Source organism: Vibrio sp. 99-70-13A1 (assembly GCF_013114625.1).
In the GTDB taxonomy this organism is placed as follows: Bacteria; Pseudomonadota; Gammaproteobacteria; order Enterobacterales; family Vibrionaceae; genus Vibrio.
The window spans coordinates 70,844-91,738 of the sequence record NZ_VTXD01000023.1 but is presented as its reverse complement, the minus strand read 5'-3'; the positions used below and the strand labels follow the sequence as shown (position 1 = coordinate 91,738).

Here is a 20,895-nt window from a genome sequence, read left to right as displayed (position 1 = left end):
TATACAGTAAAGTCAACGGTTGAAAATTTTTTGTGATAGTCATCAGAATTGGAGTTCTCTATAGAGCACTGAAACTACTATAGATTCCTGATTAACTCGTTTCCAATGAAGGGATCTTGATACAGGACGTAAGGATAAGTATTGATTTGATGAGAGTTCTATAGGTAATAAAAAAGGCTGACCGAACTTAGCCAACCTTGTTTAAATTATTCGTTATTCGTTATTCGTTATTCGTTATTCGTTATTCGCTGAAAGCAGTCTATTGGTTTAGAACAGCTTGCTCGACCAGCCTAGCTTGTTACGGAGAACGTGATAGTAATTATAGTCTTTTGGGTGGATAAGCTTGAGTACATTTGGGCTTTGGTAAATGTGAATTTCATCGCCTGGGGAAACCGGGAGCGAGATTTGACCATCACAGCTGATTTCTTGAGTACCACGATTATCAGGTGAAACGATAAGCTTGATGCGGCGCTTTCCATCGACTACAAGAGGTCGGCTGGAGAGTGTATGCGGAAACATCGGTACTAATGAGATAGCATTCAAACTTGAAGATAAAATTGGACCACCACCTGATAGTGAGTACGCGGTAGAACCCGTAGGTGTTGAAACTATTAAACCATCAGAGCGCTGAGAAAATGCAAAGCTATCATCAATGTATACCTCAAATTCGATCATATGTGCGACTTGCCCAGGGTGTAACACGGCTTCGTTGAGGGAGGCATTATGACTTTTTATTTGACCGTGTCGGTGTATTTCGGTTTCAAGTAGAAAGCGTTCTTCTTCCATAAATTCGCCTTTCAATACATCGGTCAGCGACTCTTGGAAGTTTTCAGGGTTTAAGTCGGTAAGGAAACCTAGGTTACCTCGGTTAACACCGATCACTGATATATCGAAACGCGATAGGATACGAGCGGCCCCGAGCATATTTCCGTCACCACCAACAACTATCGCAAGATCGGCGCGTTTGCCCAGCTCAATGAGGCTAGAAAAGTGTTCTTGTGGGATATCGTCTAAAATACTCGCAAGTCGGTCATCAACAAATACTTGATAACCTTCAGTACTTAACCACTGATAGAGCTCTCTATGAGTCTGAATTGCTTGCTGATCTCGAGGTTTACCGATAATGGCGATGACTTCAAATGGCTTTTTCATAACGTTTCCAAACGAATTAGGCTTGAATCAAAATTCTTCATCCCCATAATAAAGGCAAGTTGAACGTCTATGCGAGTGTTTTATATCAATTTGGGGCGCAAAAACGCCTGTCACTTGCATTGAAAACGAATTCTGGAGATATCATGAGCAACGAAGAAAACAAAGTAACCGAAGCAGAGCTAGATCAGATCATTGCTGAAGCTGAGAAAGTGGAAGAAGCTGAACTGAATGAAGACGCTGCTGATGAGCAGGAAGCAAAAATTGCTCAACTGGAAGCAGCACTGCTTTCTAGCGAATCTAAAGTGAAGGAGCAGCAAGATTCTGTTCTTCGCGCGAAAGCTGAAGTTGAAAACATGCGTCGTCGTAGTGAGCAAGAAGTTGATAAGGCGCGTAAATTCGCTTTGAACAAATTTGCTGAAGGTTTACTTCCGGTTATCGATAACCTAGAGCGCGCTATCCAAGCTGCTGATACAGAAAATGACGCGGTTAAGCCAATCCTTGAAGGTGTTGAGCTAACGCATAAAACTTTTGTTGATACTGTATCTAAGTTTGGTCTTAAAGAGATCAACCCTGAAGGTGAAGTTTTCAATCCTGAATTTCACCAAGCAATGTCGATTCAAGAAAGCCCAGATCATGAAGCAAACACAGTTATGTTCGTGATGCAAAAAGGCTATGAGCTAAATGGTCGAGTTGTTCGTCCTGCGATGGTTATGGTTGCAAAATAAACCACTAGCAAAATCGATACTAAAAGAGAGGCATATGCCTCTCTTTTTTTTATGCCTATACGCTAGATACCTTATTAAATAAGCATGTTCTAATTTTATGGTTGCTCATTCCTTTAAAATGCGGTTTTTCAATTATTTAGTGTTTTATTTTATGAAACTGATTGTTTTTGATTAAATGCTTCAATGTCACAGTTGTAATTATTTTGTAAAATAATGCTTTTAATTGTTATTTCTGTATGTAAAATCCTCTGCAATATAGCGGTTTGACTCGCATATATAACTATAAAAACACATTTTTCAAACATAACAGACTGGAGAAGAACGATGGATAAATCGCTCTCAAGTAAGATTTTTGTAGGCTTGTTTGCTGGCCTACTTATTGGTACTGCGATTCAGTATCTATTTAGCGGCATTGCAATCTTTGACACTTACCTACTCGGCGCTGCAGAAGGTGCTGGTGGTATGTTTGTATCGCTGATTAAACTTCTTGTTGTTCCATTGGTATACGTATCGATTGTTTGCGGTATTGTTGAACTGAAAGACATTCGTTCATTTGGTCGTCTAGGTGGTAAAACCTTTGCTCTTTACATTATTAACACCATCATCGCGATCTCAGCTGCTTTAACGATTGGTCTGATTTTCCAACCTGGTGCAGGTGCAAACCTTGCAGGTACGGTTTCTGAAACTATTGCGCTGACTACAACAGAAACGCCAGACATCTTCTCTCTTGTTGTTAATATCGTTCCAAGCAACCCTGTTCAAGCGTTTGCAAGCGGCGATATGCTACAAATCATCTTCATGGCAATTTTGACAGGTCTTGCTATTCAGGCGCTTGATTCTCGTGGCGGTCCTGCTATCAAGACATTCAAGATGGCTAACGAAATCATGATGAAGCTAATTGGTCTAGTGATGAGCCTAGCGCCATACGGTGTATTTGCGCTTATGATTCAACTAGGTGCGACACTTGATGCTGATACCTTAATGTCGGTTGCGGGTTACGTTGCGCTTGTTGTTGCAATGCTAGTATTCTGGATTTTCTTCTTCTATCCAATGATGGTTGGTTCTTTCACTGGTATTTCACCAAAGCAATTCCTACGTGCAACACGTGAGCAAGTTCTTTTCTCACTTTCTACTGCAAGTTCGAACGCTACAATTCCAGTAACAATGCGTACTCTAACGGATAAACTGAACGTATCTAAATCAGTAGCTGGTTTTGGTGTACCGCTTGGTGCAACGATGAACATGTCAGGTGTCTCTATCTACATCGCACTAGCAACTATGTTCGTAGCAAACGCATTTGGTCAGCCAATCAACACTGCTGATATCTTTACTCTGGGTCTAACTATCCTTCTTCTATCTATTGGTGCTGGTGGTGTTCCTGGTGGTGGTGTTGTTATGGTCGGTGTTCTATTACACCAACTAGGCTTACCGCCAGAAGGTCTAGCGATTGTTGCTGCTGTTGACCGTATTTGTGACATGTTCTGTACATCTTCAAACGTTGTTGGTGACACTGCGGTAAACACTATCGTAGCGAAATCTGAAAATGAGATTGGCGTGGAGAAAGAAGAAGGCGCTGAACTTAAAAATGCAGAAGCTTAAGTTTTAATTTTAAGTTTTAACTAAAGCTTGATAACTGGAAGCCTCGCTCAAATAGAGCGGGGCTTTTTTGTGCCTGTAATATTTATTATTAAGTAATAACAGTTCGTGGGTACTTAATATGATGGTTGAAAATAAGTGCCAAGTTTGGTTTTAGATCTCACTTTTTATCGTTACTTGGATAGGGATAGATCATCTATTTTCAATATTTAACCTTGATCACATATAATACTACAATAGTATTTTATATTCTTTGACAACCTACATTCTGACGACATAAAGGAAACCCAATAATGAAGTTGTCTTACCTTAGCCTACTGACTGCTGGTCTTTTAGCTGCTCCTGCAATTGCTTCTAATCTCGATGTTGGTCAACAGTTTGACCTTGATCCGGCGAAAGCCCCAGCTCAAAACTTCGACTTATCAAAGTGGAAAATTAATTTACCAGAGCTGACCACTGAAGGTTCTAGAAAAGGAAAAACACTAGAGATAGGTAAGAAAGAACTGTCGAATGTAGAAACGCCTTATGTTCACCCTAAATGGTTCTATACAGATGCAGAATCTGGCGCGATGGTTTTTGTTGCTCCGAATACAGCACCAACAACACCAAATAGTAAGAATACACGTAGTGAACTACGAGCAATGCTGGCAGATAGCTACTCAGCACCGAGCAATAACTTTGCGATCTCTAGCCATAAGAATGCTGAAGAGTTTGGTTCTATCGGCGGACAAATGACAGCGACACTTTCTGTTGACCAAGTGAGTACTAGCGGAAATTATAAGAAGACAGGCGCGTTCTCTGTGGTGATCGGTCAAATTCATGGTTCAGATAATGAGCCATTAAAAATTGTTTACCGTAAATTACCTGAGCATGAGCACGGTTCTTTGACTTGGAATTATGAATTAAACCCTCCAAAAGAACTTAAAAATGCCAAAGACGAAAATGGTAAAAAGCTGCGTAAAGATATTCGTCATGATGTGTTTGGACAATACAATCTAAAGAAAGGCAGCACAGATCCTAGTGATGGTATTAAGCTTGGTGAAGTTTTCTCATATGATGTAGACATTAAAGACAACATTATGCATTTAACGTTTACTAAAAATCCTAACTCAGCGGATCCAGTTGTTAAGACTTACGATGTTGATTTAGCTAAAGGCAAATACCAAGGGCATGATGTCGATCTTGGATATGGTCAAGACTGGATGTATTTCAAAGCTGGCGCTTATAACCAATGTAATACTAAAAAATCGAGTTCAGCCTGTGAATGGCGTGGTATGGAAGCGGGAGATTACACCCAAGCAAGTTTCTATCAGTTAACTCTCAATCAATAATATTGGCGAATCAATAATCATTTTATCAATATCTATTTGATTAACATCTATTTGAAAAAGACCTTCTTTGTGGAGGTCTTTTTTTTATATGGGCAGGATATATCAGGCATTTACTTTATGGATGTTGAACTTTCGAATCTCTAACCTTCAAGCCTTAACCTGTAAGGGATAACCTATTTTTCATCGATAAGTAAAAAGAAGCATGAAAAATGCGTTTTTTTTTACTTATTCCCTTGAAAACCAGTTTGCAGCCCCTATCTATGGTGCATACGAAAGCAAAATACATTTGCACTTTAATTTTGTGTATTAGGGTTGAATCCCTGATTACCATCCCCCACATAGTGGGTATAGCAAAAACTAAATAGAATTTATTCGGAGATAGCCTGATGGGTCGAATCATTGGTATTGATTTAGGTACTACTAACTCTTGTGTTGCTGTTTTAGACGGCGACGCACCACGCGTACTAGAAAATGCTGAAGGCGAACGCACAACAGCATCTGTAATCGCATATACAGACGGCGAAACACTAGTTGGTCAACCAGCGAAGCGTCAAGCGGTGACTAACCCTCAAAACACGTTATACGCTATTAAGCGTTTAATCGGTCGTCGTTTTGAAGATGAAGAAGTACAGCGCGATATCGAAATCATGCCTTTTAACATTGTTAAAGCTGATAACGGTGATGCATGGGTTGAAGCGCAAGGCCAAAAAATGGCTGCTCCTCAAGTATCTGCTGAAGTTCTTAAGAAAATGAAGAAAACAGCTGAAGACTTCCTTGGCGAAGAAGTAACTGGTGCAGTAGTTACTGTTCCTGCTTACTTCAACGATGCACAGCGTCAAGCAACGAAAGATGCTGGTCGTATCGCTGGTCTTGATGTTAAACGTATCATCAACGAACCAACGGCTGCAGCTCTAGCTTACGGTTTAGACAAGAAAGGCGGCGACCGCACTATCGCTGTATACGACCTTGGTGGTGGTACATTCGATATCTCTATCATCGAAATCGATGAAGTAGAAGGCGAGAAAACTTTCGAAGTTCTTTCAACTAACGGTGATACTCACCTAGGTGGTGAAGATTTCGATAACCGCATGATCAACTACCTAGTAGATGAGTTCAAGAAAGAGCAAGGTATCGACCTTAAAGCTGATCCACTAGCTATGCAGCGTGTTAAAGAAGCAGCAGAAAAAGCGAAAATTGAGCTTTCTTCTACTACTCAAACAGACGTAAACCTACCTTACGTTACTGCTGATGCGACTGGTCCTAAGCACATGAACATCAAAGTGACTCGTGCGAAGCTTGAGTCTCTAGTTGAAGACTTAGTTCAACGTTCTCTTGAGCCACTTAAAGTTGCTCTAGCAGATGCTGACCTATCTGTAGGCGAAATCACTGACGTTATCCTAGTTGGTGGTCAGACTCGTATGCCTATGGTTCAAGCTAAAGTAACTGAATTCTTCGGTAAAGAGCCACGTAAAGACGTGAACCCAGACGAAGCTGTTGCAATGGGTGCTGCTGTTCAAGGTGGTGTACTAGCTGGTGAAGTTAAAGACGTTCTTCTTCTAGACGTTACTCCTCTATCTTTCGGTATCGAAACGATGGGCGGCGTAATGACTAAGCTAATCGAGAAAAACACGACTATCCCTACTAAAGCGGATCAAACGTTCTCTACAGCTGAAGACAACCAAAACGCAGTAACTATCCACGTTCTTCAAGGTGAGCGTAAGCAAGCGACTTACAACAAGTCTCTTGGTCAGTTCAACCTAGAAGGTATCCAACCAGCACCACGTGGCATGCCACAAATCGAAGTAACATTCGACCTAGATGCTGATGGTATCCTGAACGTATCTGCAAAAGATAAAGCGACAGGTAAAGAGCAGAAGATCACTATCCAAGCATCAGGCGGTTTGTCTGAGGAAGAGATCGAAGCAATGGTACAAGAAGCTGAAGCTAATAAAGAAGCGGACAAAAAGTTCGAAGAGTTAGTAACAGTTCGTAACCAAGCTGACCAAATGATCCACGGCACTAAGAAGCAAGTAGAAGAAGCTGGTGAAGCTCTACCTGCAGACGAGAAAGAGAAGATCGAAGCGGCAATTACAGCACTAGAAGAAGTTAAGTCTGGTGATGATAAAGAAGCTATCGACGCTAAAGTTCAAGAACTTATGCAAGCTGCTCAAAAGCTAATGGAAATTGCTCAACAGAAAGCTCAAGCAGAACAAGCTGGTGCTGACGCTGGTGAGCAACCGAAGCAAGACGACGATGTTGTTGACGCTGAATTTGAAGAAGTAAAAGAAGATAAGAAGTAATTCTTATTGATTAAGGGGCTTTTAACAGCTCCTTTTCTTCATGAATATTTTTGCGGGCGTCAGAGGTAACTCTTACGCCCGCATATTTGTAATTAGCTTGTCGATCTAGATAATGGCTCTCGAATTTCGAATCTCGAACCTTTATCTAGATTGATACATAAACCGCCGATTGTAGTGATAGCTTACTAACCAATAGTGAGTATTAAATGCGATATGGTAGCAATAATTTGGTGACTTAAAACATGTCAAAACGTGATTTTTACGAAGTATTAGGCGTTAGCCGCGATGCATCAGAGCGTGATATTAAAAAAGCGTATAAGCGCTTAGCAATGAAATTCCACCCAGACCGTAATCAGGGTGACGAGAGCGCAGCCGATAAGTTTAAAGAAGTAAAATTAGCGTACGAAATCTTAACCGATTCGCAAAAGAAAGCCGCTTACGACCAATATGGTCATGCTGCTTTTGAACAAGGCGGAATGGGTGGTGGCGGTGGCTACGGCGGCGGTCAAGGTGATTTCGGCGACATCTTTGGTGATGTTTTTGGTGATATCTTCGGTGGTGGTCGCCGTGGTGGCGGTCAGCAACGTGCACAACGTGGTTCTGATTTACGTTACAACATGGAATTAACGCTAGAAGAAGCGGTTCGTGGTGTTTCTAAAGAAATCGAAGTACCGACCCTTGTTGAGTGTGATACATGTGATGGCAGCGGAGCGAAAAAAGGCTCATCTGCACAAACATGTGGAACCTGTCACGGTCACGGTCAAGTTCAAATGCGTCAAGGTTTCTTTGCTGTACAACAAACATGTCCAACATGTAACGGTAAAGGCAAAATCATTAAAGACCCTTGTAACTCTTGTCATGGACAAGGTCGCAAGCAAAAGACTAAAACGCTTAACGTTAAGATCCCTGCTGGCGTGGACACTGGCGATCGCATTCGTTTATCTGGCGAAGGTGAAGCGGGAGAGCAAGGCGCTCCAGCTGGTGATTTGTATGTGCAAGTTCATGTTAAAGAGCACCACATCTTCGAACGTGACGGCAACAACCTTTACTGCGAAGTGCCAGTAAGCTTTGCTATGGCAGCATTGGGTGGTGAAGTTGAAGTTCCAACACTAGATGGTCGTGTAAACCTTAAAGTGCCTGAAGAAACGCAAACCGGTCGTATGTTCCGTATGCGTGGCAAAGGTGTTAAAGGCGTTCGTGGCGGTGGCGTTGGTGATTTAATCGTTAAGCTTGTTATTGAAACTCCAGTGAAGTTGAGCTCTCGTCAGAAAGAACTTCTAAAAGAGTTTGAAGAGACATGTGGCGGTGAAGCAGCCAATAAGCATAAGCCTAAATCTGAAGGTTTTTTTAACGGTGTTAAAAACTTCTTTGATGACCTAACTAAGTAATTAGATAGTGGTTTGAAATTTGAAAAGCCTGCCAGTGTGCAGGCTTTTTTGATCTTCTCGTTTACTTAAAAATGTAGCTATGTATATGCCTAGTCCTAGTCATTCTTTATTCATCAAAAAGACATTAACTTCTATAAGCTAGGTCCTATTATTTCCAGCAATCAGGAGGGGATTCTTCACCTGAAGATTTTAGCGTCATTGTTTTGGGAGTGCCTAAGCAAGAATCTCCACTTTGCCCTTTAGTTGACTGCGCGGTAGCGGTTATTGTATATGCCATGCTGCTGGAACTTGCGACAGAAAAAACGTAGCGTTCACTTGGTGATTCACACATAGTACAAGCCCCTCCTGAAATAATACTTCCCCAGCTATATGTACCATTGTAAGACTGTTCAAGTGTGAGTTGTATTTTTGCCATATCAGCTAATGCTGCCGTTCTATGAGATTTAATTACATGATCGGTATAGCTTGGGTAGGCAATAGCGGTCAGCACTCCAATAATAGCCACTGCGATCAATAGTTCGATCAATGTCATTCCTTTGCGACTTAAGTTGTTGTTGTTACATTTATTTTTTCGAATCATCACGAGTAGTTCCTTCTCTATATTCAGCCTATTTTTCTCCGGTGATAGCATCCTTGCAAGATTAAATACGGTTACGTATCGGTTTACATAGGAATTTGGGAAATGTCTCGCGGGTTTACCTTCTTAGAGCTACTCATAACCATATCAGTGCTCTCAATATTATTGGCTGTTGCTGCTCCAAGTTTTAGCTCTGTCTCGGAAACGGTGAAGATGCAACGGTTAGCTACCGAGTTGAATGGTTTTATGATGCAGGCGAAATCTGAGGCGGTCATGAGAAATACAGATCTTTGGGCTCATTTTCTAATGAGTGGTAACTCAAATGATACCGGTGAGTGGAAAATTGAATTGACCGAATTCGATGTGCCAAATACTGGTACGGCAATACTTACAATGGAAGGGATTTCATTTCGAAACGTAGACTTCACCGTTAACTACAGTTCTGAGCAAATTAAATTTAGTGGAGTAAACGGTAAGGCTAAAGATGGGCATCTTTTATTTGATATGAACTCTAAGCCTTTAAAGCTCATAACATATCGTGCTTCTGGAAGAATGAGAATTTGTGGTGTAGAGGGAAATTTTTATGGTTATCAGACCTGCACTTAAGAGGGGACAATTCGGTGCAACATTAGTCGAATTTATGATCTCTTCCATTTTGGGAATTGTAGTTATTGGAAGCGTGGGATCGGTATTTATATCCGGACAAAACATCGCATCCGAGAGAAGTAAAGAATTACTATTATTACAACAAGTTTCAGGTGCTCTTCAATACTTTAAAGAGGATATCCAGCGTGCGGGCTACGATGGAGGTGCTGGTGTATCTCTAAAATTATCAGGCTCCACTGATACTTTATATATTTCTCCAGACTCAAAAACGGTCGCATATGCTTACGCTCATCAATCTGAGATCCGAAATGTCGCTTTTGTATTTGATTCAGGCTTGGTCAAGGTTTGTGATAGTCCCTCCAGTATCGTAAAAACAATATCAGCGGCGACTAGTGGGTGCTCTTCTATCTTTGAGCCTAATCAAATTCGAGTAGTTGACTTTAATGCGAACCAGTCAAGTATTGAATCTCAAGGGGTTAGTTCAGGTATTACAACTATTACGATCTCTGCAGAATTAGTAGGAGATACGTCAGTGAACTATTCATCAAGCGTGATTGTACAAAATAGGAATTGGCGATGAATAAAAATCAACAAGGCGCAGTTGTTTTACTTGTAACAAGTGTATTGCTGGTCTCTGCTTTAATGTTAACTTTTGGTAGTTATCGTTCTGTTTTTTACCAAATAAAAAGAGCGCAAAATGAAGTTGAAGCACGCAAGCAACATTGGGAAGCAGAGGGAGGTCTGGAATGTGGTTTCACTCAGTTTAAAAATGAAGGAAGTCTTCCCCCTATAATTTCGGTGTGCTCAATGAAGAATCAAATCACTCCTGTTTTTAATGTTATTCCAACAGGTTATCAAATATCCTCTGTGAGTGGGCATTCTCATTTGAAGAAAAATATCGTATTTGGAGGTTCACTTAGTTCTGGTGCGATGCAATCGAGTGCCGATGTTTACTTTTATTCAAGTGCAACGTTTTCAACACCGGATCCTGGTGCCTTAAGTAGTGATGGTTGGGAGTGTGTAGCATTACGTTATCGGAATAGGTTTTATTCATCTTCTGTTGATAATAAAGGAGTTATTCATGGTGTGCCTCCTTACAGTAGTTTTAATAATCCTTCAGGTGCAGATTGTTCAAATGTAGTTGGTAATGATCATTTATCTAATGGTACGGGGGATGATTTTTATCATGACCCTAATGTAAAACCATTCGAATCATTCTTTGGCGTACCTGCTGCAGACCATAATGAGATACGAGATGAAGGATCATTTTTTGTTATTAATGGTGGGGGGGCACCAAAAATATTATCTAATTGTGGGCAAGTTTTGGCAACACAGATAAATGCAGGCAATCATCATTTATGGGTTGAAGGAGGCTGCGAAGTCACTCAAGATCAATATAACAATTTGGTTGATGCTACAGCTGCAACTGATGGGGTCACTATTTTAATTCATGATGGGCTGATGTCTTTTATGGGGAAACCCTCTACGGGGGCTACTTCAAATAAACTTAAAGGTGTGCTGTTTCATTTTAATGTGGACTATTCACCTACACCTGCGGATTGGGCGTCCTTTGATGCAAATATCTATTTAAATCATGTTCCGAGTGTTATCGAAGAAAGTTACCGAACTATCGCCTCTTATTATCAGCATGGTGCATTTACTGTATCTGGTGGGCAGTATTTCGATACACCGAACCAAGCCGCTGTGTTCTTTGATTCACTGGATTTTAGATTTAATAAAGATGTGATCGATAATTCAAGAAAAGAATTTATGAAAATTCAATGGCAAAAAGGATCATGGAATGATTTATAAGCAAAAAGGCTTTAGCTTAATTGAAGTACTCATTTCATTTTTATTGATCGGAGTAGGCTCTCTAGGGCTCATTAAATTGCAGACTTATGTTGAGCAAAAGTCTGACTTTGCTATTCACAGTGTGGAAGCTCTGCATTTGGCTGAGAATAAGCTGGAGTGGTTTAGAACTCGTGGTGCATCTGCCGCTTTATCGAGTATAACGCCTGCGGATTTTGCTACGGATATTGTTGATGGTCTAGATCACACCCATGCTCAATACCAACTTGATTGGACAGTGGCGGACAGTTTATCTGGAGCACTAAAAACCATTCAAATCACTAGCTCTTGGGAAGACAGGTTTGGTAATAGTCAATCAATCAAATTACAAACCATGGTTTCTAAATACAGCGAGTTCGATTGATTCTTTGAGCTTATAACTTCAATGTCGTGATAGTTTGCTCTTCTCGGACATTGTTTACGTGCTAGTTAAAATGATGTATCCAGCATGGTGTTCTTTTTGTTTTTACATTGTTACTGCATTATGGTGTTTTTGCAAAATATGTCTCCATTTATGGAAATATAGATGGAATCTTGTGCTTTTTAATTGTGGTTTTAATAGAATATGTGTGAACCAATAGGTCGTGGTCATAACTTTAATTAGACCTAAAGAAAACAACATCACATATGGAGTTACCATGAGTAACCAAGCCGTAAAACAAGCACCGGACACTGGCAAAATCAGTGGAATGGACCGCTTTTTAAATTTCATTGAACGTGCAGGTAATAAGATTCCAGATCCAGCAATCTTATTCTTCTGGGCGTTAGTTATTGTATGGGTATTATCTGCACTTTTGTCGAATGTTTCATTCGATCTTATCAACCCTCGAACGGGTGATGCTCTAGAAGTTAATAACCTATTAACGGGTGAAGCTCTTGCGAGCTTCCTTGCGAACATGGTAACTACGTTTACCGGATTTGCACCATTAGGTATCGTACTTGTTGCTATGTTAGGGGTTGGTGTTGCTGACTCTTCTGGTTTCATTACTACTGGCCTTAAGAAGATGCTGAACTTCACGCCAGCTAAACTTCTTACACCAATGCTAATTTTGGTTGCTATTGTATCTCACACTGCAGCTGATGCTGGTTATGTACTCGTTATTCCTCTTGGCGGTATCATCTTCCATGCTGCGGGTCGTCACCCTCTAGCGGGTATCGCAGCAGCGTTTGCTGGTGTATCTGGTGGTTTCTCTGCAAACTTCATTCCTTCAGGTATTGATCCTCTTCTCGCGGGCTTCACACAAACAGCGGCAAATGTTCTTGACCCTGCTTATGTGATTAACCCTCTAGCGAATATCTTCTTTACTGGTCTATCTTCAATTTTAATTGTTGCGATTGGTTGGTATGTTACTGAGAAAATCATTGAGCCACGTTTAGCTAAACTTCCAATTGATGAAGATGCAGAAACTGCTCCTGACCTTGGTACGTTTACGGACATTGAAGCAAAAGCATTTAGATACGCTGGTTGGGCAATGGTTGCAGGTATTGGTCTGCTTATTGCGGCATTAATGCCTGAAAACTCCGCGCTTCGTTCTCCTGAAGGTGAGTTAACTTCATTCTCTGCACCAGTCATGAAATCAATTGTTCCTTTGATTTTCATCTTGTTCATCATTCCAGGCATTGTCTATGGTCGTGTGTCGGGTACGTTTAAAAGCAGTAATGATGTAATCAAAGCAATGTCAGAAACAATGGCAACAATGGGTGCTTACATTGTAATGTCGTTCTTCTGTGCACAATTCCTTTCTGCATTCGGTCAATCAAACATCGGTACAATGCTAGCGTTGTACGGTGCGGAAGGTCTGAAAGCAATGGACCTTCCTGGTGAAGCTACTGTTGTAGGTATGATTCTTCTAACGGCATTTGTTAACTTACTTGTTGGTTCGGCATCAGCGAAATGGGCACTGATTGGTCCTATCCTAGTTCCGATGCTAATGGTTGTTGGTATTTCTCCAGAGCTTTCTCAAGCGGCTTACCGTGTAGGTGATTCTGTATCTAATATCATTTCACCTCTAATGGTATTCTTCCCGCTAGTGGTTGTTTACTGTCAGCGTTACGTTAAGTCGACAGGTATTGGTACTCTTGCTTCTATGATGATGCCATTCTCGATCGCAATGCTAATCGGTTGGAGTATCTTCCTACTAGCATACTGGGCTTTAGGTATCCCTCTGGGTATTCAAGCTCCTTACACTTACACAATGTAAGTAGCATTTCTTTCTGATTATTATCAAGAAAGGATGAAACTAAGCGAATAATTGATGAAGCCCGTACCGATATGTACGGGCTTTTTTATTGAATATTCAAAAGATCACGTTAATCTACGCGTATAAAGAAAACTTGAGGAATAAGCCTTGTCAGAGAACACCTTTACTGCTCAAGATGAGTTGTTTATGCGCAGAGCTATTGAGCTTGCTTCAAAAGCCGAAGATGAGGGGGAAGTCCCGGTCGGTGCTGTTCTAGTTAAAGACGGAAGCATTATTTCCGAAGGGTGGAATCGCTCGATAGGTGGTCATGATGCAACGGCACATGCAGAAGTAGAAACGCTTCGTAAAGCAGGACAAACACTTCAAAACTATCGGCTGCTTGATACAACGCTCTATGTCACTTTAGAGCCTTGCCCTATGTGCGCGGGTGCCTTACTTCATAGCCGCGTTAAACGAATTGTATTTGGTGCTCCTGATTTGAAATCGGGTGCTGCTGGAACCGTTTTAAATTTATTTGAAAGCCAAGCTTCCTATCACTATGCCGATGTGGACAGTGGTTTGTTAGAGAATGAATGTCGTGAACAGCTTCAGGCTTTCTTTAAAAGACGTCGTAAAGAAATTAAAGAGAAAAGAAAGCAAGAAAGATCATTAGATGAGAAGGAAAGCCGTTAACTTAGCGAGTCTATTCCACGATCATTTGCATGAATGCACGATTGCGCCAAATGATTTTCTTCTTATTGTTTGCAAGCATACGTTTACGACGATTAGCTGCTACCGTTTTATCAAGGCGCTTTGGTTTTAGTCTATGTCTTAACTTCATGGTGCCGAACTCCCAATTTTTGCTTTTGCCGTTAGTACTTTCACACACTCGTAATAGTTAATGCCATTATTTGAGCTTGCGTATATAGACTGAGGTTATAGAACGATTTTATTACCATAGTATGACATATGGCGTGGTTACTTGAATTTTTAATTCGCAAGCTGGAAAAAGTCGAAACCTTAGAAAGAGCCTTGTGACTTGCCAGAGCACCGCTACTTTTCAGCGAGTGCTCTTGTTTGAAAGTAAGAGAACTTGATTACTCCCCGAGCCCTTACTTGTCTGTTTCATTCGGGCTGTTAGTTAATTCGTTAGCGGGTTGCGCTGCAGATGCTGAAGATAGTGGTAATTGTGGAACAATAACAACGAGATCGTCCATTTCCAAAGCTTGCTCTGCTAATGCTTGTTTATCAACATGACCTATGATGCTTTGGTAATAACGTCGTATATTCTCAACGTAATTTTGTGCTTCATCACCTCGAGCGTAACCATAGCGGGTTTGGCTGTAATATTTTTTCTGTCTGAGAAGAGGGAGCCGTTCTTTTACGTCTGCCCATGAATCAGGGTTGGCTCCTTGTGATTTAGTTAAACGTCGAGCGTCCATCATATGACCAAAGCCGACATTATAAGAGGCAAGAGCAAACCATATCTTTTCATGTTCAGTAATGGAATCTGGCACTCGTCGTACAATTCGGCCTAAGTACTCAACCCCACCTTGCACAGACTGCTTAGGATCAAGCCTGTTGGTTACGCCTACACTTTTTGCTGTAGGTAGTGTCAACATCATCATCCCACGAACTCCTGTCGGAGACTTAGCAACAGGGTTCCAATGCGACTCTTGGTAGGCTAAAGCTGCGATCATTCGCCAATCAAATTCTTGAGAGTATTTTTGGAAGAGTGGAGACCATTTCGGCAATTTACTGTCTAGTGCTCGAATAAACGCACGCGTATCGACATAGTCAAAAGTCCCAATATGGCCGATGTATTTCTCTTCTAAGCTTGCCAGCTGGCCTGACTGTTTATAATGACCAAAAAACTCAATGAGTAGGGCATATAAACTCTCATCTTCAGATTTATTTAAATACCATGAAATTGGCTGATCTTCGGTTAACTCAAAGGCAAGGGCTAAGTCTGGATATAAGCGCTGTGCTAGAGATAGCTCAACTGAATCTGCCACAGTAAATAGAAGTTCATTTTTAGATACATTTCTCAGGAGATCATTAATGTCGGCATTATTTACGGCTTGGTAAATGAAATCGCTGTGTTCTTTTTGAAGTTCTTTTAGAGTCGGTTCGAAATGAGATTCTTTCACTACGACTAGTGCAGGTGAAAGAGGTTGGATAATCTCGATTTGATCGACAGCTTCCGCTCCACTGATTTCGTCTTCAACTAGATTGCTCGATATGTTTAGCTCGATTTCTGTTACATGTTCTGCTTGGCGTTTGTTTTCAAACTCAATTAATTGCTTTAAATTTCTAGGTCGCCATTGTCCTTTCTTATATACCACTTGCTGGCTGACATAGTAATAAGCGGGAGTCGCTCTAAAGGATTTCGTTAAATTAGAATTTTGCGTTAAACCCGTTGCAATTATGTCTATCTCCCCCTTTTTAAGGGCGGGAAATAGTTCAGATAAGCGGTATGCCGGTTTGATTTCCATTTTTACGCCAAGTTGACTCGCAAATTCTTGAGCCAGTTCGTAATCTAAACCTGCTGGACCATCGGGACCAATGTAGTAGGAAAGTTGATTATTGAGGGTGCCAACACGAAGCACGCCACGTTCTCTTATTTGATCAAGAACACTTTTAGGTTCAGATTCAATCTGGCAACCTAATAGCCCAAGGGTACTTAACGTTAGGATTAGCAATTTAGAGAAAAAAGAAGAAGTAAACTTTGGCATCAAATGAAATCTCGAAAGGTAGAACCTCCTTTATATCAAACCCCGAGAGGCTGGCAAAGTGGCTTTAAATAAACATTGTTAAAAGTGATGTTTTAACCGACAAAATCACCGTTTATAGCAATCAATGAAAAAAATAACGCAAACGGTTGCTTTTGGTGTTACGTCACAAAAAGAAATGCTTTATAATGCGCTCGCATTGAAGAGGTGCAATCGGCATAGGTTTGGTTATCTGCGCAAATAGCGTTGAAGAATTAGTTTGATTAATTGTTTAACTGACTGAATTTATTCCAATATCACCTTAATCAACTGCATAAGAGACCTAAGCACATGAGAATTTTGCGTGGCTCCCCAGCTCTATCTGAGTTTCGTGTTAACAAGCTTTTAGAGCTTTGTCGTGAATTAAGCTTACCTGTTACAGGTATTTACGCTGAGTTTGCCCACTTTGCTGATTTAACAGCAGACCTAGATGCGTCTGAAGTTGAGAAGCTAGAAAAGCTACTGACTTACGGTCCAACGATTGAAGAGCATGAACCTGAAGGTTTATTGCTGCTTGCAACGCCACGCCCTGGCACTATCTCGCCTTGGTCTTCAAAATCAACTGATATCGCACATAACTGTGGACTGGCTAAAGTGTCACGTCTAGAGCGCGGTACAGCTTTCTACATTGAAACTTCTTCTGAACTTTCTGAGCTTCAACTTGTTGAGCTGAAAGCAATCCTGCACGACCGTATGATGGAAGTGGTTTTCACTGACTTCGAATCGGCAGCGGCACTATTTACTGTTGCTGAGCCTGCTCCTTATGCGGAAGTTGACCTATTAACTGGCGGACGTAAAGCGCTTGAACAAGCAAACGTTACCCTAGGTCTTGCGCTTGCAGAAGATGAAATTGATTACCTTCTTGAAAGCTTCACTGAAAAGCTAGGTCGTAACCCGACTGACATCGAGCTAATGATGTTTGCACAAGCGAACTCAGAGCACTGTCGTCACAAGATCTTTAACGCTGATTGGACTATCGATGGCGTTAAACAAGATAAATCATTGTTCAAGATGATTAAGAACACCTTTGAAACGACACCAGAGCACGTCCTGTCTGCTTATAAAGATAACGCAGCGGTAATGACAGGTTCTGAAGTGGGTCGTTTCTTCCCAGATCCAGAAACTCGCCAGTACAACTACCACCAAGAGAAAACACACATCTTGATGAAAGTTGAAACGCACAACCACCCAACGGCAATCTCTCCATGGCCGGGCGCATCAACAGGTTCAGGCGGTGAAATCCGTGATGAAGGCGCGACAGGTATTGGTGGTAAGCCAAAAGCAGGTCTGGTTGCTTTCTCTGTATCTAACCTTAAGATCCCGAACTTCGTTCAACCTTGGGAAACTGACTTTGGTAAGCCGAGCCGTATCGTTACTGCTTTGGATATCATGCTTGAAGGTCCTCTTGGTGGCGCAGCATTCAATAACGAATTTGGTCGTCCCAACCTATTAGGTTACTTCCGTACTTACGAAGAAAAAGTAAACTCTCATGCAGGTGAAGAAGTACGTGGTTACCACAAGCCAATCATGTTGGCTGGTGGTCTAGGTAATATCCGTGATGATCATGTTCAGAAGAAAGAGATCCCAGTAGGTGCAAGCCTGATCGTTCTTGGTGGTCCTGCGATGAACATCGGCCTTGGTGGCGGTGCTGCATCTTCAATGGATTCTGGTTCTTCTTCTGAAGACTTAGATTTTGCTTCTGTACAACGTGAAAACCCAGAGATGGAACGTCGTTGTCAGGAAGTTATCGACCGTTGTTGGCAGCTTGGTGATGCGAACCCAATCGCATTCGTCCACGATGTGGGCGCGGGCGGTATCTCGAATGCACTTCCTGAGCTAGTCGACGATGGCGAGCGTGGCGGTATCTTTAACCTACGTGACGTACCAAACGATGAGCCGGGCATGAGCCCACTTGAGATCTGGTGTAATGAATCTCAAGAGCGTTACGTTATGGCGGTTGCTGATAAAGACATGGCAACATTCGACGCGATTTGTAAACGTGAACGCGCACCATATGCAGTGGTTGGTAAAGCAACTGAAGAGCGTGATCTTAAATTAGAAGATTCTCACTTCGACAATACGCCAATCGACATGCCAATGGACATCCTATTAGGTAAAACACCTAAGATGCACCGTGACGCGAAGACGCTAAAAGCAAACAATCCTGCGATTGACCGTTCTGGTATCGAACTAAACGAAGCGGTTGACCGTATTCTTCGCCTACCAACAGTGGCAGAGAAAACATTCCTTATTACTATCGGTGACCGCTCGGTTACAGGTCTTGTCGCTCGTGACCAAATGGTTGGCCCATGGCAGGTTCCAGTTGCTAACTGTGCAGTAACAGCTGCAAGTTACGACTCTTACCACGGTGAGGCAATGTCTCTTGGTGAGCGTACGCCAGTAGCACTACTAGATTTCGGCGCGTCAGCTCGTCTAGCGGTTGGTGAAGCAATCACTAACATCGCAGCGACCAACATCGGCGATATCAAACACATTAAATTGTCAGCTAACTGGATGTCTCCAGCAGGTCACCCTGGTGAAGATGCAGGCCTTTACGAAGCGGTTAAAGCCGTCGGTGAAGAACTATGTCCGGCACTGGGTCTTACTATCCCGGTAGGAAAAGACTCAATGTCGATGAAGACTAAGTGGGAAGAGAACGGCGAGCAGAAAGAAGTCACATCTCCGCTATCTCTTGTTATCACTGCGTTTGCACGTGTTGAAGATGTTCGTAAGACGATTACTCCTCAATTGCGTACAGACAAAGGCAACACGTCACTGGTACTTATCGACCTAGGTAACGGCAAAAACCGTATGGGCGCAACAGCGCTTGCACAAGTTTACAAGCAGCTTGGTGATAAGCCTGCAGACGTAGACAACGCAGCACAGTTAAAAGGTTTCTACGAAGGCGTTCAAGCACTTGTATCGAACGACCAAGTTGTGGCTTACCACGATAAAGGCGATGGTGGTCTATTCGTAACACTAGCTGAAATGGCGTTCGCAGGTCACTGTGGTGTTAATGCTGATATTGCGGCGCTTTTATCTGCATCAGAGAACAGCGAAGATACGCTAGCTGCACTCTTCAACGAAGAGCTAGGTGCGGTAATCCAAGTTCGTAACGATGATTTAGATGCGGTTCTTTCTACACTTTCTGCAAACGGCCTAGAAGCATGTTCACACGTAATTGGTAGCGTTGTTGGTGAAGGGGAAGCATCAGACGAAGTAGTGATTAAGTCAGGCGCAGACGTTGTAATCCAACGTAACCGTACTGAACTGCGTACTATCTGGGCTGAGACTACGCATAAGATGCAAGGTCTGCGTGATAACCCAGTGTGTGCTGATCAAGAACACGAAGCGAAGAAAGACAACTCAGACCCAGGTCTGAACGTTAGCCTAAGCTTCGATGTGAACGAAGACATTGCAGCTCCTTATATTAATAAGGGCGCTAAACCTAAGATGGCAATTCTACGTGAGCAAGGTGTTAACTCTCACGTTGAAATGGCAGCAGCATTCGACCGCGCAGGCTTCGAAGCAACTGATATTCACATGAGCGACATCCTAACGGGTCAAGCGGTACTAGAAGAGTACAACGGCCTTGTGGCTTGTGGTGGCTTCTCTTACGGTGACGTACTAGGCGCTGGTGAGGGTTGGGCGAAATCAGTATTGTTTAATGATTCTACTCGTGACCAATTTGAAAACTTCTTTAAGCGTGAAGATACCTTCTCTCTAGGTGTATGTAACGGCTGTCAGATGTTGTCTAACTTACGTGAACTCATTCCGGGTGCAGAGTACTGGCCTCGTTTCGTTCGTAATGAATCTGAACGTTTTGAAGCTCGCTTCAGCCTAGTTGAAGTCCAGAAGTCTGATTCTGTATTCTTCAACGGCATGGAAGGCTCTCGCATGCCAATCGCTGTTTCTCACGGCGAAGGTCGCGTAGAAGTGCGTGACAACGACCACCTAAACGCGATTGAAAACTCAGGTACAGTTGCTCTACGTTACGTTGATAACAATGGTAACCAAACGCAGCAATACCCGAATAACCCTAATGGTTCACCAAACGCTATTACAGGTCTAACAACGACTGACGGCCGTGTAACGATTATGATGCCTCACCCAGAGCGTGTATTCCGTACGGTTGCAAACTCTTGGGCTCCAGAAACTTGGGGAGAAAATGGTGCTTGGATGCGTATGTTCCAAAACGCACGTAAAAACATAGGTTAATGGTAATAGGTTAATTAAGTTAGCTACTTAAAGTAGAAAATGTATTAAAGGGCAGTGCAAAAGCATTGCCCTTTTTCTTTGTCTAGGCTTTAACTCGTGAGAGACAGAGACAGAGACAGAGACAGAGACAGAGACAGAGACAGAGACAGAGACAGAGACAGAGACAGAGACAGAGACAGAGACAGAGACAGAGACAGAGACAG

Annotated in this window: 16 protein-coding genes; 12 read left to right on the top strand and 4 right to left on the bottom strand. The window is 42.1% G+C overall.

Annotated elements, in window-relative coordinates; translation table 11 throughout:
- Window positions 1–267: 267 nt before the first annotated feature.
- Window positions 268–1,152: an NAD(+) kinase gene (nadK, locus tag F0226_RS14885; protein ID WP_171736368.1), complete on the bottom strand. Its 885-nt coding sequence runs from the start codon at window positions 1,150–1,152 to the stop codon at window positions 268–270.
- A gap of 143 nt (window positions 1,153–1,295) precedes the next feature.
- Here nadK and grpE point away from each other — a divergent pair, with 143 nt between their 5' ends.
- The 5 genes from grpE to dnaJ all read left to right on the top strand — a co-directional run bounded on the left by grpE (window position 1,296) and on the right by dnaJ (window position 8,492).
- The gene (gene grpE, locus F0226_RS14880) at window positions 1,296–1,877 is read left to right on the top strand and encodes a nucleotide exchange factor GrpE (RefSeq protein ID WP_171736367.1); all 582 of its coding nucleotides are present in this window, start codon (window positions 1,296–1,298) and stop codon (window positions 1,875–1,877) included.
- Window positions 1,878–2,201: 324 nt separating this feature from the next.
- Window positions 2,202–3,476, top strand: a complete 1,275-nt coding sequence (locus tag F0226_RS14875) for a dicarboxylate/amino acid:cation symporter (RefSeq protein WP_137374925.1) — start codon at window positions 2,202–2,204, stop codon at window positions 3,474–3,476.
- A gap of 290 nt (window positions 3,477–3,766) precedes the next feature.
- Entirely contained in the window at window positions 3,767–4,804 is a 1,038-nt protein-coding gene (locus F0226_RS14870; protein ID WP_171736366.1) for a polysaccharide lyase family 7 protein, read from the top strand.
- Window positions 4,805–5,190: 386 nt separating this feature from the next.
- Complete coding sequence (gene dnaK, locus F0226_RS14865) at window positions 5,191–7,104, top strand: molecular chaperone DnaK (RefSeq protein WP_171736365.1); 1,914 nt, start codon at window positions 5,191–5,193, stop codon at window positions 7,102–7,104.
- Window positions 7,105–7,346: 242 nt separating this feature from the next.
- On the top strand, window positions 7,347–8,492 hold the full coding sequence (gene dnaJ, locus F0226_RS14860; RefSeq protein WP_137374923.1) for a molecular chaperone DnaJ: 1,146 nt from the start codon (window positions 7,347–7,349) through the stop codon (window positions 8,490–8,492).
- Window positions 8,493–8,640: 148 nt separating this feature from the next.
- On the opposite strand, the gene F0226_RS14855 is transcribed toward dnaJ, so the two are convergent.
- Complete coding sequence (locus tag F0226_RS14855) at window positions 8,641–9,072, bottom strand: type IV pilin protein (RefSeq protein WP_171736410.1); 432 nt, start codon at window positions 9,070–9,072, stop codon at window positions 8,641–8,643.
- 102 nt (window positions 9,073–9,174) lie between these two features.
- Between F0226_RS14855 and F0226_RS14850 the strand changes: the two genes are divergently transcribed.
- From F0226_RS14850 to tadA, 6 genes are all read left to right on the top strand, one after another.
- Window positions 9,175–9,675, top strand: coding sequence for a GspH/FimT family pseudopilin (locus F0226_RS14850; protein ID WP_171736364.1), 501 nt, complete (start codon window positions 9,175–9,177; stop codon window positions 9,673–9,675).
- Window positions 9,653–10,255, top strand: a complete 603-nt coding sequence (locus F0226_RS14845; RefSeq protein ID WP_171736363.1) for a pilus assembly protein PilW — start codon at window positions 9,653–9,655, stop codon at window positions 10,253–10,255. Before F0226_RS14850 ends, F0226_RS14845 begins: the two co-directional genes overlap by 23 nt.
- Window positions 10,252–11,487, top strand: coding sequence for a hypothetical protein (locus F0226_RS14840; RefSeq protein ID WP_171736362.1), 1,236 nt, complete (start codon window positions 10,252–10,254; stop codon window positions 11,485–11,487). The genes F0226_RS14845 and F0226_RS14840 overlap by 4 nt, the downstream gene beginning before the upstream one ends.
- Window positions 11,477–11,887 (top strand): prepilin-type N-terminal cleavage/methylation domain-containing protein, encoded by a 411-nt coding sequence (locus F0226_RS14835; protein ID WP_171736361.1) that lies wholly within the window; start codon window positions 11,477–11,479, stop codon window positions 11,885–11,887. Before F0226_RS14840 ends, F0226_RS14835 begins: the two co-directional genes overlap by 11 nt.
- Before the next feature lie 274 nt (window positions 11,888–12,161).
- Entirely contained in the window at window positions 12,162–13,724 is a 1,563-nt protein-coding gene (locus F0226_RS14830) for an AbgT family transporter (RefSeq protein WP_137374918.1), read from the top strand.
- Window positions 13,725–13,871: 147 nt separating this feature from the next.
- Window positions 13,872–14,396 carry a tRNA adenosine(34) deaminase TadA gene (gene tadA / locus F0226_RS14825; RefSeq protein WP_171736360.1) on the top strand — a complete coding sequence of 175 codons (525 nt, stop codon included), beginning with the start codon at window positions 13,872–13,874 and terminating at the stop codon, window positions 14,394–14,396.
- 10 nt (window positions 14,397–14,406) lie between these two features.
- Here tadA and F0226_RS14820 read toward each other — a convergent pair whose 3' ends face one another.
- The gene (locus F0226_RS14820; RefSeq protein ID WP_171736359.1) at window positions 14,407–14,544 is read right to left on the bottom strand and encodes a hypothetical protein; all 138 of its coding nucleotides are present in this window, start codon (window positions 14,542–14,544) and stop codon (window positions 14,407–14,409) included.
- Between the two features lie 271 nt (window positions 14,545–14,815).
- Window positions 14,816–16,438: a membrane-bound lytic murein transglycosylase MltF gene (gene mltF, locus F0226_RS14815; RefSeq protein WP_171736358.1), complete on the bottom strand. Its 1,623-nt coding sequence runs from the start codon at window positions 16,436–16,438 to the stop codon at window positions 14,816–14,818.
- 327 nt (window positions 16,439–16,765) lie between these two features.
- On the opposite strand from mltF, the gene purL reads away from it, so the two are divergent.
- Window positions 16,766–20,692: a phosphoribosylformylglycinamidine synthase gene (gene purL, locus F0226_RS14810; RefSeq protein WP_171736357.1), complete on the top strand. Its 3,927-nt coding sequence runs from the start codon at window positions 16,766–16,768 to the stop codon at window positions 20,690–20,692.
- Window positions 20,693–20,895 lie beyond the last annotated feature (203 nt).

What these genes read in the sequence shown, in the direction of transcription:
- F0226_RS14855 (WP_171736410.1), bottom strand. Translation starts at nt 9,072, where the DNA reads ATGATTCGAAAAAATAAATGTAACAACAACAACTTAAGTCGCAAAGGA.
- grpE (WP_171736367.1), top strand. Translation starts at nt 1,296, where the DNA reads ATGAGCAACGAAGAAAACAAAGTAACCGAAGCAGAGCTAGATCAGATC.
- F0226_RS14840 (WP_171736362.1), top strand. Translation starts at nt 10,252, where the DNA reads ATGAATAAAAATCAACAAGGCGCAGTTGTTTTACTTGTAACAAGTGTA.
- F0226_RS14835 (WP_171736361.1), top strand. Translation starts at nt 11,477, where the DNA reads ATGATTTATAAGCAAAAAGGCTTTAGCTTAATTGAAGTACTCATTTCA.
- F0226_RS14830 (WP_137374918.1), top strand. Translation starts at nt 12,162, where the DNA reads ATGAGTAACCAAGCCGTAAAACAAGCACCGGACACTGGCAAAATCAGT.
- mltF (WP_171736358.1), bottom strand. Translation starts at nt 16,438, where the DNA reads ATGCCAAAGTTTACTTCTTCTTTTTTCTCTAAATTGCTAATCCTAACG.
- purL (WP_171736357.1), top strand. Translation starts at nt 16,766, where the DNA reads ATGAGAATTTTGCGTGGCTCCCCAGCTCTATCTGAGTTTCGTGTTAAC.
- F0226_RS14875 (WP_137374925.1), top strand. Translation starts at nt 2,202, where the DNA reads ATGGATAAATCGCTCTCAAGTAAGATTTTTGTAGGCTTGTTTGCTGGC.
- F0226_RS14845 (WP_171736363.1), top strand. Translation starts at nt 9,653, where the DNA reads ATGGTTATCAGACCTGCACTTAAGAGGGGACAATTCGGTGCAACATTA.
- dnaJ (WP_137374923.1), top strand. Translation starts at nt 7,347, where the DNA reads ATGTCAAAACGTGATTTTTACGAAGTATTAGGCGTTAGCCGCGATGCA.
- F0226_RS14850 (WP_171736364.1), top strand. Translation starts at nt 9,175, where the DNA reads ATGTCTCGCGGGTTTACCTTCTTAGAGCTACTCATAACCATATCAGTG.
- dnaK (WP_171736365.1), top strand. Translation starts at nt 5,191, where the DNA reads ATGGGTCGAATCATTGGTATTGATTTAGGTACTACTAACTCTTGTGTT.
- F0226_RS14870 (WP_171736366.1), top strand. Translation starts at nt 3,767, where the DNA reads ATGAAGTTGTCTTACCTTAGCCTACTGACTGCTGGTCTTTTAGCTGCT.
- F0226_RS14820 (WP_171736359.1), bottom strand. Translation starts at nt 14,544, where the DNA reads ATGAAGTTAAGACATAGACTAAAACCAAAGCGCCTTGATAAAACGGTA.
- nadK (WP_171736368.1), bottom strand. Translation starts at nt 1,152, where the DNA reads ATGAAAAAGCCATTTGAAGTCATCGCCATTATCGGTAAACCTCGAGAT.